This window comes from Glutamicibacter sp. St.4D3 (assembly GCF_059728615.1).
In genome coordinates this window covers 1,134,019-1,147,298 of sequence record NZ_AP039380.1, presented here as the reverse complement: position 1 = coordinate 1,147,298, position 13,280 = coordinate 1,134,019, and the positions used below count along the sequence as shown (strand labels likewise).

At 70.1% G+C, this 13,280-nt stretch carries 11 protein-coding genes; 1 reads left to right on the top strand and 10 read right to left on the bottom strand.

Features of this window, described 5'->3' with window-relative positions; all coding sequences use genetic code 11:
* Positions 1 to 92: 92 nt before the first annotated feature.
* From AC6I21_RS05260 to AC6I21_RS05215, 10 genes are all read right to left on the bottom strand, one after another.
* Entirely contained in the window at positions 93 to 224 is a 132-nt protein-coding gene (locus tag AC6I21_RS05260; protein WP_212743845.1) for a putative transporter small subunit, read from the bottom strand.
* Complete coding sequence (locus tag AC6I21_RS05255) at positions 225 to 1,979, bottom strand: sodium:solute symporter family protein (protein ID WP_346922571.1); 1,755 nt, start codon at positions 1,977 to 1,979, stop codon at positions 225 to 227.
* 1,028 nt (positions 1,980 to 3,007) lie between these two features.
* The gene (gene prfB / locus AC6I21_RS05250; protein WP_138172944.1) at positions 3,008 to 4,123 is read right to left on the bottom strand and encodes a peptide chain release factor 2; all 1,116 of its coding nucleotides are present in this window, start codon (positions 4,121 to 4,123) and stop codon (positions 3,008 to 3,010) included.
* A 69-nt stretch (positions 4,124 to 4,192) separates the two neighbouring features.
* Positions 4,193 to 4,696 carry a hypothetical protein gene (locus tag AC6I21_RS05245; protein WP_497763151.1) on the bottom strand — a complete coding sequence of 168 codons (504 nt, stop codon included), beginning with the start codon at positions 4,694 to 4,696 and terminating at the stop codon, positions 4,193 to 4,195.
* Entirely contained in the window at positions 4,689 to 5,210 is a 522-nt protein-coding gene (locus AC6I21_RS05240) for a hypothetical protein (RefSeq protein ID WP_497763150.1), read from the bottom strand. The genes AC6I21_RS05245 and AC6I21_RS05240 overlap by 8 nt, the downstream gene beginning before the upstream one ends.
* Positions 5,203 to 5,619 carry a TadE family protein gene (locus AC6I21_RS05235; protein ID WP_343834099.1) on the bottom strand — a complete coding sequence of 139 codons (417 nt, stop codon included), beginning with the start codon at positions 5,617 to 5,619 and terminating at the stop codon, positions 5,203 to 5,205. The genes AC6I21_RS05240 and AC6I21_RS05235 overlap by 8 nt, the downstream gene beginning before the upstream one ends.
* 13 nt (positions 5,620 to 5,632) lie before the next feature.
* The gene (locus AC6I21_RS05230) at positions 5,633 to 5,827 is read right to left on the bottom strand and encodes a hypothetical protein (protein ID WP_138173078.1); all 195 of its coding nucleotides are present in this window, start codon (positions 5,825 to 5,827) and stop codon (positions 5,633 to 5,635) included.
* Positions 5,828 to 5,989: 162 nt separating this feature from the next.
* Positions 5,990 to 7,006 carry a type II secretion system F family protein gene (locus AC6I21_RS05225; protein ID WP_497763149.1) on the bottom strand — a complete coding sequence of 339 codons (1,017 nt, stop codon included), beginning with the start codon at positions 7,004 to 7,006 and terminating at the stop codon, positions 5,990 to 5,992.
* Entirely contained in the window at positions 7,003 to 7,854 is an 852-nt protein-coding gene (locus tag AC6I21_RS05220; RefSeq protein WP_497763148.1) for a type II secretion system F family protein, read from the bottom strand. Before AC6I21_RS05220 ends, AC6I21_RS05225 begins: the two co-directional genes overlap by 4 nt.
* Positions 7,851 to 9,077 (bottom strand): TadA family conjugal transfer-associated ATPase, encoded by a 1,227-nt coding sequence (locus tag AC6I21_RS05215; protein ID WP_446755074.1) that lies wholly within the window; start codon positions 9,075 to 9,077, stop codon positions 7,851 to 7,853. Before AC6I21_RS05215 ends, AC6I21_RS05220 begins: the two co-directional genes overlap by 4 nt.
* Before the next feature lie 334 nt (positions 9,078 to 9,411).
* Between AC6I21_RS05215 and AC6I21_RS05210 the strand changes: the two genes are divergently transcribed.
* Positions 9,412 to 13,239, top strand: coding sequence for an FtsK/SpoIIIE domain-containing protein (locus AC6I21_RS05210; RefSeq protein WP_497763147.1), 3,828 nt, complete (start codon positions 9,412 to 9,414; stop codon positions 13,237 to 13,239).
* Positions 13,240 to 13,280: the final 41 nt, after the last annotated feature.

Genomic DNA, 13,280 nt, shown 5'->3' with positions numbered 1-13,280 from the left:
TCGTATGACTGCCCCGGGCAGAAAGAAACCCCCGGCCTCGCCCTAGAGGCGAAACCGGGGGCGGCTGTACTGCGCCGGGCCGCGGCGGACGGCTAAATCAGGTCTTCGCCGTTGCGGCGCGCCTCCAGCCATTCGGCGATGAACCCGCGGGCGATGAAGAACATCACCGCGCCCACGATCACCGGCCAGACCAGCACGTACAGGGATAGTGCGAGGGTACCCATCTAGTTCTCCTTCGTGTTCGTGGTTGCGGTCTCACCCGCGGCGGATGGGGAGGCCGCCGGGGCGGCCCCCTTGGCGCTGTGCGCCAGCCGCGCCTTCTTGGCCTCGGCCGCCATCTCCGCCTCCGCATCGAAGTCGCCGGTGCGTTCGGCGATGAGCGAGAAGTCGAAGTCCATCTTGGAGCGGAAGGACATCAGGTAGCACACGATGGTGCTCACCGAGTAGGCCACCAGCGAGGCGCTGAGGGTGGTGTAGTCGCGCAGGAAGCCGAAGCAGAACGGCGCGGCCACCACCGCGGAGGCGATGCCGACGATTTTTGCGGCCCGGATCCCGAAGAAGCCGAAGCACATCAGCCCCAGCACCACCCCGATGCCCAGCACCGCAAGCAGTTCCACCAGCAGCCCGGTGAACCCGTTGATCGGGATGAGTTCGAAGCGCACCGGGATGAACACGGCCAGGGCGACCAGCACCGCGGTGGTGAACGCCTTGTTGGTGACCTTGCCCCAGTAGAAACTGGCCAGCACCGGGAACACCAGGGCGCCCCACAGTGCGCCGACGAAGACCAGCAGGTCCAGGATGTTCAGCTGCAGGCTGGCGAAGATGACCGCCAGCGCGGTGGCGGCAACCATCGTGATCCGCCCCACCAGCAGCATGGTCTTCGGGTTGGCCTTCGCCTTGCCGGCCACGTTCTGGCCGTACACGTCGGCCATCATGATCGAGGACAGCGCGGCCAGATCCGAGTCGGCGGTCGAGGAGAGCGCGCCGATGATCATGATGAAGAACACCGCCAGCAGCACGCCGGGCAGGTAACTCGCTGCCATTTCCGGGATCAGGTTGTTCATGTCCCCGCCGGTGGGTTCGAAGCCCAGGTACAGGGCCAGCACACCGAGCATGCCCACGCCGATGACCATCGCACCATAGCCGATGGTGGCGGTGATGAAAGTGGGCTTGATCAGGTCCTCACGCACCGCGAAGAGTCGCTGGGCGATGGTCTGGTTGCCGATCGCGTAGGCCAGCACCGCGGCAATGTACGGCGCGCCCTGGTTCAGGAACGCCTCGGAGGAGAAGAAGTTGGACTGCTCGGCGCTCAGGTTCGCCGCACCGGTTTCAAAGGCCGCCGGGAAGTCCGCGGCGAAGAAGATGAACGGCACCAGCACCGCCACCGCCCCGAGCATCGCCATGACCTGTACGAAGTCGGTGAGCACCGAGGCCCGGAAACCGGACCACAGCGTGTACAGCAGCACCCCGGCGGCCACGCACAGCACGCCCTGGATGAAGTTGAACGGCGAGAGCATCGAAATCAGCACGCCGCCAGCGATGAAGTTCGACATCAGGCTGATCAGCGAGCCGACGACGTTGGAACCGGCCAGCATCAGCTGGCTGGAGCGGCCGTGGCGGGCATACATGACCTCGGCCAGGGTGTGGGCCCGCGGCGCGACCTTGCGAATCCGCTTGCCGAAGGGGTAGATGAACAGAATCATCAACGCGCCCCACAAGCCGTAGTGGATGGGGCCGGAGATTCCGTAGGTGTAGCCCGAGGTCGCCGAGGCATACATCGACGACGCCCAAATCCAGGTCGCGGTCATGCTGGCCGCGGAAATTCCGAATCCGATCTTGTTGCCGGCGGTCATGTAGCCGTCGGCGTTTTCTTCTTTTTTCCCGATTCGGGTGGAAATCAAGAACGTCCCGCCGTAGAAGAACAGCAGGAGCAATACAACAACAACGGCGCTGAACTGCACCATTTCGGGATGATCCATGCGCCACCTCCTCAATAGACGATGATGAGAAACGGTGCCGGCCGTAAGACCTCACAATGCCGGCACATGGTCCTGCACGTCTGGTCCCGCGGGGCGTTTGCCGCGGGAAATAGTCCTAGCTGACGCGCACAAGCCCTGGGCCCATCAACCACTTCCCCTCTGCCAGTTTTCGTTCGGTGCTCATTCGTTGCGTTCATCCCGGGTATGGGAAGGCCAGGGGTACCCGTGACAGGGGTGCCCCTTGGCTGGTTCAGTCGCGCTTAGGTGGCGATACGACTCGCGCCGCCGGGCTTCTGCCGGCTCGCGGTCCCGGTGTGCTCCGGGCCCTGGTCGTCTTCCGGTGCCGTTTGCCATGCGGCAAGACCTTGTCGATGTGCAAGGCGGCAGCGGTGTGCAGTGCTGTGCCGGGTGCGGACCTGGTGGCCAGGGCACTGCGGCATGGGGAACGATCCTGATTCCCGATCGTTGTTACTTCCCCGTAATCCGATGGTGACATCCATCTCTGCTGATAGATCTTAGCATGATCGCGAATATATGCGACTTCGGATCGTGGTGTGCGTCTCCTGGGCCTACCCCGCGCACGTGCCGGCCAGTGCGTCGACGGGCCGCTGACCGCACGATCACCGGCGGGGTGACCGGCGGGGTCCGGAACCGGTGGGCAGGAGTTCGCCGCCTGCCGCAGCCACGGCCGATGGTTGGGGCGGCAGCCGTGCAGCGAGTGACAAACGCCCGAATTTTCGGGAAAAAATCCAGGCCCGGCCCTTCCCCCGGCGCGCCATCCAACACCGAATTCCTGGCCATCCCACCAACCCGGGCCGCCGTGGTTCGCGTCTTTCCACCCGTGGCGCGGATCGGGTCCAGGCGTTGTTCGGGCGCAGTGGATCGGACCCCGAATCCCAACGTGCCGCCGCCCACGGCGAACGGGCGAACGCATAAATATACCCCCGCAGGCGCTGCCTGCGGGGGTCGGGCCCGCCGCTGCCGCGTGCGGCGGGAGCGTGCCGGGTTGGTGCGGCGGGTACCCGCCGCTAGTTCGCCGAGTGGCGCTGACCGGCGCGCCAGCGGATTCCGGCGTCGATGAAGTCGTCGATCTCGCCGTCGAGCACGGCCTGGGTGTTGCCCACCTCGTGCTCGGTGCGCAGGTCCTTGACCATCTGGTAGGGGTTGAGCACGTAGGAGCGCATCTGATCGCCCCAGGACGCCTTCACGTCGCCCGCCAGTTCCTTCTTCTTCGCGTCCTCCTGCTCCTTCTTCAGCAGCAGCAGCCGGGACTGCAGCACGCGCAATGCGGCGGCACGGTTTTGGATCTGCGACTTCTCGTTCTGCATCGACACGACGATGCCGGTGGGCAGGTGGGTCATGCGCACCGCGGAGTCGGTGGTGTTCACGCTCTGCCCGCCCGGACCCGAGGAACGGAAGACATCGACCTTGATCTCGGATTCGGGGATCTCGATGCTGTCGGTGGACTCGATCAGCGGCACCACTTCCACCGCGGCGAAGGAGGTCTGGCGCCGGCCCTGGTTGTCGAACGGGGAAATGCGCACCAGGCGGTGGGTGCCGGCCTCGACCGAGAGGGTGCCAAAGGCGTAGGGCTCGTCGATTTCAAAGGTCGCGGACTTCAGCCCGGCCTCTTCGGCGTAGGAGGTGTCCATGATGCGCGCACTGTAGCCGCGCTTCTCCGCCCAGCGGGTGTACATGCGCAGCAGCATCTCGGCGAAATCCGCCGCGTCCACGCCGCCGGCGCCGGCGCGGATGGTGATGACCGCGCCGCGGGAGTCGAATTCGCCGTTGAGCAGCGTGACCACTTCCAGTTCGGCCAGGGAGGCGCGGATCGCCTCCAGCTCCCGGTCCGCCTCCTGCAGGGTGTCCGCGTCGTCCTCCATTTCGGCCAACTCCACCAGCACCTCCAGGTCATCGATCCGGGTGTGCAGTTTCTGCAGCCGCTCCAGCTCGGACTGGCGGTGCGAGAGCCGGGAGGTGACCTTCTGCGCCACGGCCGGGTCGTCCCACAGGTCCGGGGCGCCGGCTTCCTCAGACAGCTGGGCGATGTCCGCCTTGATTTGCTCGACGTCGCTGACCGCCTCGATGGACCGGAAAGTGGAACGAAGCGCGCGCAGTTCAGCAGAAAAGTCTGTTTTAGCCATGATTTAACTAGCCTACGTCATCACGCCCGGCGCCGGAGTCGTTCGGCGCCTGCGCCAACGCACCGGTTTTCAGCGGCTGAGCACGGTGCGGGCGGTGGCGTCCACGTGGATGGGGATCCCGGCCGGCACCAGCCAGCCGACGATCGGCGGGGTCACCCGGGCGGTCAGCTGCACGGTGGCCCCCTGCCCGTCGGGCAGGATGCCGACCCCGCCCACCCCCAGGTCGTCGAAGCGGCCGTGGGCCTGGGTATCGGCCAGGTAGCGGCGCACCGCCTGGGACACCTGCTGCTCGTTGAGCCGGATCTCCGGTTTGGGGCCCTCACCGACGAGCTCGAACTCGTCGACCGCGGCAATGACCGCCCCGTCCGCGGCGGCCAGCAGCTGGCGGGCCTTGAGGTTCACGGCGCTGGCCGCGAGCACGATGCTGATGGTCAACAGCGTGATCGCCACCAGCCCGATGACCAGCACCAGGCTTTGGCCCGAATCCTCGGCGCCCAGGCGACGGGCCAGTGCCCGCACCGTCCCGGGCCGTCGGGCGGGGGTGGCCGATAGGGAGGGGCCGCGGCTACCCAAAGCGGTCAACTCGCTGGGTCGCGGCCGAGTCGACCGTCAGCACCGAGGCGGTGAAGCCCTCGGGCAGCAGCGGCAGCGGAACACGCACCGTGACGCTGACGCTGACCGTGCTGCCAGGTTCCAGGCAGGCCGGGCTGCAGCTGATCGTCGTCTGGGCCTGTTGCGCCGGGATCCCGAAGTCGCGCAGCGTGCGGCCCACCACGTCGTGGGCGTACGCCTCGGCCGCGGAGACCTCGGTACTGGCGGCGAAGACCTTGGCCGCGTGGTCGGCGGAGCCCACCGCGGCGTAGCTGGCCGCCTGAATCTGCCCGGCGGCCAGCACCAGGTAGATCATTGGGATCAGCACCAGCGTGCTGGTGAAGATGAATTCGACGATGGAACTGCCCCGGTCATCGGCCAGCGGGGCTGGAAGCGCTATCCGCCGCCGCGCAACCGGTCGGGCTGCGCGGCGGCTATACAGGCCACGGCGGCTATACGGGCGGCGGCAGGCCGGCTCGGCGAGCGCCCTAGCCATAGCGCACCGCCTGGCCGCTGACTTCCAGTTGCCAGCCGTTGGGCAGCAGCCCGATCAGCGGCACCCGGGTGCGCACCGTGATCTCCACCAGCTCGTGGTCCCCGACCATGCTGGTGGAGGCGCTGATGTCCTGGGCGAAACCGGGGTTCAGGCTCTGGCTGATGAGCATCGCCGTGCGCTGGCGCCCGTCCTCGACGCTGCGGTTGGCCAGCGCCCCGTAGCGGGCCCCGTTGGTGGCCGCGTCGATCAGGGTGTTGCGCACGTGCAGCGCCAGGGCCAGTTGCACGATGCTCAGTCCCACCACGATCAGCAGGGTCGCGACCATGACGAATTCGGCCACCGCCGAGCCGCGCTGGGAGGTGGCCGAACTCGCTGGGCGGGCCCGGGCCGGATTGTGGTGGGTGGACATGAGGCTGCCGCGCCTACCCCATCCCGGAGACCCGGTCGATGGCCTGGTTGAAGAGTTCCTGCAGCCGCGGCCCGGCCACGGCGAGCAGGGCCGCGACCAGCAAGGCGGACATGAGGGTGATCATCACCCAACCGGGCACGTCGCCGCGTTCCTCACGCAGCTTCGGGCCGAGGCGTTCGCCCAGCCGGCGCAGCAGGTCAAGTGTCATCAGCACCAGGGTGTTCAGGTGGTGTTCGAGGGTTTTCATTTTCGTGTTCCTTACCGTCGGAGCGGGTCTGTGGGTTGGCAGGTGGTGCGGCGGGTCGTCGGCAGCGCGGCGGGCGGGTGGGCCCGGCGGGCCGATGACGTGGGCGGAGGTGGCAGCGTCGGTTCAATAGCTCATCTCCAATAGCGATAGTCCGGGGAAGACCGCGAAGATCACGGTCAGCGGCAGCACGCCGAAGACGATCGGCGCCAGCATGGCCACCTCCCGTTTTCCGGCCAGTTCCATCAGTTCCCGCTTCGAGGCGTCGCGCACGTCCTGGGCCTGGTCGCGCAGCACCTGGGCCAGGGGCGTGCCGCGTTCGGTGGCCACCACGATGGCGTCGACGAACCGGGTCATCGCCCCGATCTGGATGCGGTCGGACATGTTCTCCATGGCCTGGGTCATCGGCGTGCCGGAGCGGATGTCGTGGATGGTGGTGGTGAATTCCTCGCCGATGGCGCCGCGGCAGATCCGCGAGATCCGCTCCAGCGCCCCGGTGGTCGATTCCCCGGCGCCGACGGTCAGCGCCAGGATGTCGGCGACCGTGGGGAATTGGGTCAGGATCTTGCGCGAGCGTTGCTGCACCTGTTCGCCCAGCCACCAGCCGCGCGCCATGAAGCCCAGCAGTCCGCCGCCCAGCACCACGATCAGCGCCAGGGCCGGACCGGTGCCCCGCCCGAAGGCGAGCAGGGCGGCCAGCGTGGTGCCGGTGAGCAGCCCCAGGATGGCGCAGCTCAGCTCCTGGGTGCGGTAGTCCAAAACGCTCATTGTCAGCCCCGCGGCGGCCAGCCGCCGGCGCACCGTGTCCGAGCCGGGGCTGTGCAGCATCGCCAGGCGGCGGATCTGGTTCATCAGCGGTGCGGCCAGTTGGCCCAGGGTGCTGCGTTGGCCCTCGGAACGCCAGGCGTCCTGCAGCATGCGCGAGGAGCGCATGCCCACCCGCAGGTGGGGTGCGATGCGTTCGGCCAGGGTGGGGGCGCGGAAGTAGGGCAGCGCGCAGACGAACACCCACAGCCCGGCGCCCAGCAGCGCCCCAAGCAGGATCGCCCAGGGCAGCGGCGAGTTCACCGCCGCGATGCTCAGCACCGCGCCGCTGCTCCCCCAGGGGCCCGGCACGGCCAGGTTCGCCACCGAGATACTCATATCAGTACCCGTTCCTCCACCGGCAGCGTGCCCAAACGCAGCATGATGCGGTAGCAGATGAAGGAGACGGCCAGGCCGCAGCCGAGTACCGCCACCCCGGCCGGGGTGGAGTACGCGGCGATCGCCGCCGGCTGGGTGCCCAGCACCAGCAGCACCACCCACGGGGCGGCGGCCGCCAGCCGGGCCGCGGAGATGATCCAGGACTGGCGGGCCGCCAGCTCGCCGCGGGTCTTGACATCGTCGCGCAGGAACGCGGCCAGCGTGCCCAGGGTCTGGCCCAGTTCGGTGCCGCCGACCTCCCGGGTGATGCTCAGGGTGGTCAGGATCTTGTCGGCCACCGGGTCGGCCAGGCGTTCGCCCAGGTGCTCCAGCGCGGTGGAGAACCTGGCGGTGGCCCGGTAGTCCAGGGCGAAGTCGCGGAAGGCCGGGCGCAGCGTCTCGGGGCCGACCTCGGCCAGCTGGCTGAGCGACTCGGGCAGCGAAAGCCCGGCCCGCACCGCCGAGCGCAGGTGATCGACGACCTCCGGCCACTGCTCCCGCAGCGCCGCGCGCCGTTTGGCCGCCTGGTAGCGCAGGTACACCCACCGGGCCAGCAGCCCGAACCCGCCAAAGAGCGCGCCGAACAGGAAGGAGCCGGTCAGTGCCAGGATCAGCAGCCCGGCACAGAACCCGGTGCACAGGCACACGAGCACGAAGCGGGAGGGGCGCACGGTGGCGATCCCGGCCTGCAGCAGCGCGCCCTGGATGCGGGCACGCGGTTTGCGCCGGCGCACCCACGGCTCGTAGAGCAGCCAGTCGAGAATCAGCGCCGCGCCCACGCCCAGCAGCGCCCCCAGCAGCAGGCTCATAGCCGCTCCCCCATCAGTTCGGCCATGTTGACCCCGGCGATCTGGAACTTCTGGTGCGCCCAGTCCGCCCCGGCGGCCGCGCGCAGCTGGCCCGAGGTGCGCTCAAAGAGCGTGGAGGTTTCGATCTGCCCGTCCTCCACCCGCCCGGGCACCGCCAGGATCTCCTCCACGAAGCGCTGGCCCTGCCCGTCGCGGGTGCAGTGCACCACCACGTCCACGCAGGTCGCCACGGTTTTCACCACGAAGTCGCTGGTGATGTTCGGCCCGGCCAGCAGCGGCAGCGTGCACATTTTGATGATCGCGTCGCGCGCCGAATTGGCATGCAGGGTGCACAGGCCCGCGATGCCCGAGTTCAGCGCGATCAGCAGATCCAGCGCCTCGGCCTCGCGCACCTCCCCGACGATGATGCGCTCGGGGCGCATGCGCAGCGCCTCCTTGACCAGTCGGCGCATCGTGATCTCCCCGGTGCCCTCCAGGTTCGCAAGGCGGGTCTGCATCGCCACCTGATCACGCAGCGCGAAGTTCAGTTCGAAGATCTCCTCAATGGTGATGACCCGCTCGCGCGGGCCGATCGCCGAGGAGAGGCAGTTGAGCATGGTGGTCTTCCCGGCCTGGGTGGGGCCGGTGACGATCACGTTCATGCCCGCCCCGATCGCGCAGGAAAGGTAGAACGCCGCGTCTTCACTCAGTGAACCCAGTTCGACCAGGTCATCGAGCCGCGCGGCGCGGGCGATGAACTTGCGGATGTTCACCGCCCAGTGCTCCCGGGTGATGTCCGGGATCACCACGTGCAGCCGCGACCCGTCCGGCAGCTGGCAGTCGACGAACGGCTGCGACAGGTCCAGGCGCCGCCCGGAGGCCTTGAGCATCCGTTCGACCAGTGCGGCGATCTGCCCGGCGTCCAGCCGGATCCCGGTCAGCTCGCTGCGCCCGCCGCGGGCGCAGAACACCTGGTGCGGGGCGTTGACCCAGATTTCCTCGATGCCGGGGTCATCCAGCAGCGGCTGCAGCGGGCCGAACCCGGCCACATTGTCAAAAACGCTGCGCTTGGCCGCCTCCAGCTCCCCCAGCTGCGGCACCGCCCCGAGCAGGGCCCGCTCATCGTAATCCCGCACCACCTCATCGATCAGGGCGCGGATGCGGTGCGGCTCGGTGGCCGGGTCCAGGCCCTGGCGGCGCACCAGCTCACGGACCTCGTCCTCAACGACTGACAGGGCTTCCACGGCCGGGTCCTTTCGCCCAACGGTACTCTTGCGCCTCCCGTGGCCGGGGTACCGTCGGCCGCCTGGCACCGATGCCGGGCTGCAGCCAACGCAGCAAGGTGTCGGCCAGCCCCAGCACAGCCCCACCTGTGATCCATTGATCACGCATGCTATCGGCGCCGCGCACGGCTTTCAAGGGGTGCGCCAAAGAGTGTGGACAAACCCGTGGTGCCCCGCGCTGTCCACATTCGCGCGCGCCGCGCCAAGCGCACAGCTCAGCGCGTGGGTTGATGGGCGTGCCGGCGGCACGCCCGGCGGTGAAAGACGAGGGGAACTAGGGGAAGGCGGTGGGCCGGTGGAGCTGTTGTTGTGCGCCGCGGCGTTCGCCCGGCCGCGGCAGTTCATGCTGCAGGCGGAGGGCGCCCTGGACGGGGCGGGGGTGCAGGAGGTGCTGGACACCCAGTTCGATGTGCCGCGCTGGTACTGCGGGGCGCGGGCGCTGGAGGAGCTCGGACCGCTGCCGCGCGATGCCCGGCTGCTGCTCAGCGACCTGCCCGGCGGTGATGCGTTGGCGGATCCCGGGCGCCGGGCCGGCGGCGGGTTGCAGCTCTACGTGCCGCAGGGGCCGAACGCCGGGGCCCGGCTGGTGCTGCGCCCCGGGCGGCATCAGGTGGGGCGCTGCGCCCCGCTGTGGCTCGATGACCCGGCCGTCTCACGCCGCCACGCCAGCGTGCAGGTCGATGCCCAGCGCATCATGCTGCACGCTGAGAACGGGGCGCGGCTGGAGGTGTTCGAGCACGGCGCGTTTCACCCCGTGCGCCGGATCCAGCTGCGCCGCGGGATGCGGCTGCGCCTGGGCGGCACCGAGCTGCGGGTTGATGACCCGCTGGCGCAGCTGCCCGCCGCGGGGCTGGACTGGCCGCGGACGGTGCCGGTGCTGCCGGGCCGGCCGGAGCTGGGCCGGCTGCTGACGCTGCTGGGCGCCGCACTGGTGCCGCTGGCGATCGGGCTGGTGCTGCTGGCGGCGACCGGCTCGAAAATCTTCCTGCTCATCTCCGGGGTGTCGGCCGGGTTCGGACTGATTCCCGCCCTGGGGCTGCTGCGCCAGCGTCGGCGGTGGATCGGCCAGGCCCGGCAGCACACCTCCGACCTGCTGCGGCTGCGCCGCCAGCTGGCTCCGCCCCTGGGGGCCGTGATTGCGGCCGGGGCCGGCCCCGAATACCGGTGGCTGGGCGCCACCAGCCCACCACCGCTGCTCTTCGGCGACGGGGTGTGGGATCCGGGGGCCGGCGCCCCGGGCGGGGCACCGGGTGGGGGTGCCGGGAGCACGGGTGAGCACCGGTTCCTTGAGCCCGGCCGGCGCGGCAGCCTGGCCTCCGCCAGCCCGGTGTTCGCGCTGCGTCCCACCGGGGCCTGGCAGCTGCGGGCGAGCCGCCCCGCGCAGGCGGTGCCGGTATTGCTGGCGCTGCTCGCCCAGCTGCTGCCCTCGGTGGTGTGCGGGACCCGGCAGCTGGTGCTCGATCCGCACCTGCCGGATTTGCCCAGCACGCTGCTGCTGTTGCCCGGCGTGCGCCTCGGGGTGCCGCCGGGCCATGGGGCGCAAGCGCTGCCGTTGGCCGGGCCGTTGCCCCCGGCCAATACCGGTGCCGGGATTACCCGAGGCGGTGAGGTGGGCCGGAATCCGCCGGTCTACGTGCTCGCCGGAGCCGCCGCTGCGGTGCCCGGCGCCCTGGTGCTGGGTCTGGGGCCGGGGCCGGTGAGCGAGAACGTGCAGTGGATCGACGTGCACACCCTGGCGTGCCAGCTGGATGATCCACAGGCACGCTTGGACAGTCTGCACCGGCTGGCGCCCGAACATTTCGCCCGGCTGGTCGAATCGCTGCTGCTGCAGCACCGGGCAACCCAACCCCTGCTGCCCGGGCCTCATCGGGCCCCGGCGCACGCCGCTGGCCCGGCGGAGACCACTGGCGCGGCGGAGACCCTGACCTGCACGCTGGGCGTGGATGACCAGGGCGCCGCCGTGCAGCTGGACGTGCTGCGCGACGGGCCGCACCTGCTGCTGGCCGGGACCACCGGGTCGGGCAAGTCCGAGGCGCTGCGCCGGATGATCACCGAGCTGAGCGCCCGGTACGCTCCGGGGGACCTGGCGCTGGCGCTGGTGGATTTCAAGGGCGGGGCCAGCCTGTCCGTCTTCGCCGCGCTGGCCCACACCCAGCTGTTCGCCAGCGACCTGGACACGGCCGGTGCCTTGCGGATGCTGCAGCAGCTGGAGCTGGAGATCGGGCGGCGCGAGCGGCTGCTGCACGCGCACGGATGCAGCGACATCGCCCATTACCGCCAACACCGCGGCCACCAGGATCCGCCGCTGCCGCGGCTGCTGGTCATCGTCGACGAGTTCCGGGTGTTCCTGGACGATGCGCCCGGCGCCGCGCAGCGCATCGACCGGATCGCCACGGTGGGCCGGGCGCTGGGCATCCACCTGCTGCTGTCCACGCAAAAACCCGGCGGCACCCTCAGCGGGCAGACCCGGGCAAACATCAACACGGTGATCGCCCTGCGGGTCAGGGATCCGGCCGAATCCAGCGACCTGGTCGGCACCCCGCAGGCCGCCCACTTCACGCTGCCGGGCCAGGCGGTGCTCACCTCGCCCACCATCGGGCGCCGGGTGCTGCGCTTTGCGCTGGCCGCCCCGACCGCGCCGTACGGGATGCTCGTCGAACGGCACCGCCGGGGTTTTGGCGTCACCTCCCCCAAGCCCTTCGGGCGGGCGCCCACGGCGGCGGAGGCGATGGGATTGCTGGATGCCCACGTCACCGCGCTGGCCACACGCTGGGCGGACAGCGCCCCGGTGCCCAGCCCCTTTGCCCCGTCGCTGCCGACCGGGCTCGGTGCGCCAGCGCTGCCGCCTGGGATGGCACCGGCCGCCCTGGAACCCGGGCAGAGCGCGTGCGGCTGGGTGGATGAGCTCGCCGCGGGGACGTGGGGTCCGCTGCTACCCGCCACGGCCGCGGCAGGTGCCCTGCTGGTGCACGGGCTGCCCGAATCCGGCACCGCCTACCTGGCCGGGCAGCTGGCCCGGATTCCGCGGCGGATCCTGTACTTTGATGCTGCCCCGCTGCCCGAAATCCGGGCCGCGGCCGCCCCGTCCCCGCCCGGGCACGCACCGCACCTGCTGCTGTTCACCGGCCAGGACGCCTATCGCGTGGCCGACGCCCTGGATTTTTTGGCCGCGGGCCGCGCACTGGATGACGTGCTGGTGGTGGTGCGCAACATGGGCGCGCTGGCCGCCGCCCTGCCCCCGGCCCTCTTCGCCCGCCTTGACGACGTGTTGGGCACGGTGATTCGCCAGGCCGCGGGCAGCGGGGCGAACGTGGTGCTCATCGGCGATCGGGACACCTCGGCGCTCAAGTGCGCGCAGCTGTGCGCCGCCCGGTGGTATTTCCCGCTGGGCGCCCCGCAGTCGCTGCAGATGATGTGGCCGAAGCTGCCGGTCGTCTCCGCGCTGGAGGGGCGCGGGGTGGCGGTGGACGCCGCTGGCGGCACCCGCACCATCCAGCTGACGCAGATCGCCGCACCGCCGCCTAACCGGCCGCGCTTCACCACGCTGCAATCATCTGGTGCGGTCAACGCCGCGCCGGCGCGCGACTATCCGCGGGAATATCCGCGGGGGTATCCGCTGGGGGTCGGCGGGCTGCTGGGTGAGCCGGTCACCTTCTTCCCGCAGCGGATCGGCTTCGTGCTGGTTGCGGACCCCGGGTTGCGCCGCACTGTCGCCGAAGTCCTGTGCTCGCGCTGGGCAATGACGCTGCACCGGAAAACCGCAGCGGACGGGGAGCACCCGCCGCCACCCGCCGCAGACCCGGGCCCCCGCCGGGCCGGCTTCCTGCTGGAAACTGCGGTCGGGCCCGGGCAGCTGGGTCTGATCAACGAGCTGGCACAGCAGGGCTGCGCGCCGGTGGTGTTCTACGCCCCCTCGATGCGGCTGGCCTACGAATTCGGGCTGCCCGGACTGCAGATCGATGAACGCGAGGTGGTGGTGATTGAGCCGCGCCATCCCCTGGACCTGCAGCCGCTGGCCTGGGGCCCGCTGGCGGCCGCGGAAGCGGAGCGAACCGATGGATCGTGGCGGGCGGTATGCAGCATTGCCGGCCAGCCGCGGCAGGTGCTGATCCCCCACCCCTGAAACGCCCACTCGTCGAGGCGCGACGCCGCCACACCGGCCGC

Excerpts from the sequence above, each read along its gene's own strand:
- AC6I21_RS05230 (WP_138173078.1), bottom strand. The coding sequence starts at position 5,827 with ATGACACTTGACCTGCTGCGCCGGCTGGGCGAACGCCTCGGCCCGAAG.
- AC6I21_RS05235 (WP_343834099.1), bottom strand. The coding sequence starts at position 5,619 with ATGTCCACCCACCACAATCCGGCCCGGGCCCGCCCAGCGAGTTCGGCC.
- AC6I21_RS05255 (WP_346922571.1), bottom strand. The coding sequence starts at position 1,979 with ATGGATCATCCCGAAATGGTGCAGTTCAGCGCCGTTGTTGTTGTATTG.
- AC6I21_RS05260 (WP_212743845.1), bottom strand. The coding sequence starts at position 224 with ATGGGTACCCTCGCACTATCCCTGTACGTGCTGGTCTGGCCGGTGATC.
- AC6I21_RS05240 (WP_497763150.1), bottom strand. The coding sequence starts at position 5,210 with ATGGCTAGGGCGCTCGCCGAGCCGGCCTGCCGCCGCCCGTATAGCCGC.
- AC6I21_RS05225 (WP_497763149.1), bottom strand. The coding sequence starts at position 7,006 with ATGAGTATCTCGGTGGCGAACCTGGCCGTGCCGGGCCCCTGGGGGAGC.
- AC6I21_RS05220 (WP_497763148.1), bottom strand. The coding sequence starts at position 7,854 with ATGAGCCTGCTGCTGGGGGCGCTGCTGGGCGTGGGCGCGGCGCTGATT.
- prfB (WP_138172944.1), bottom strand. The coding sequence starts at position 4,123 with ATGGCTAAAACAGACTTTTCTGCTGAACTGCGCGCGCTTCGTTCCACT.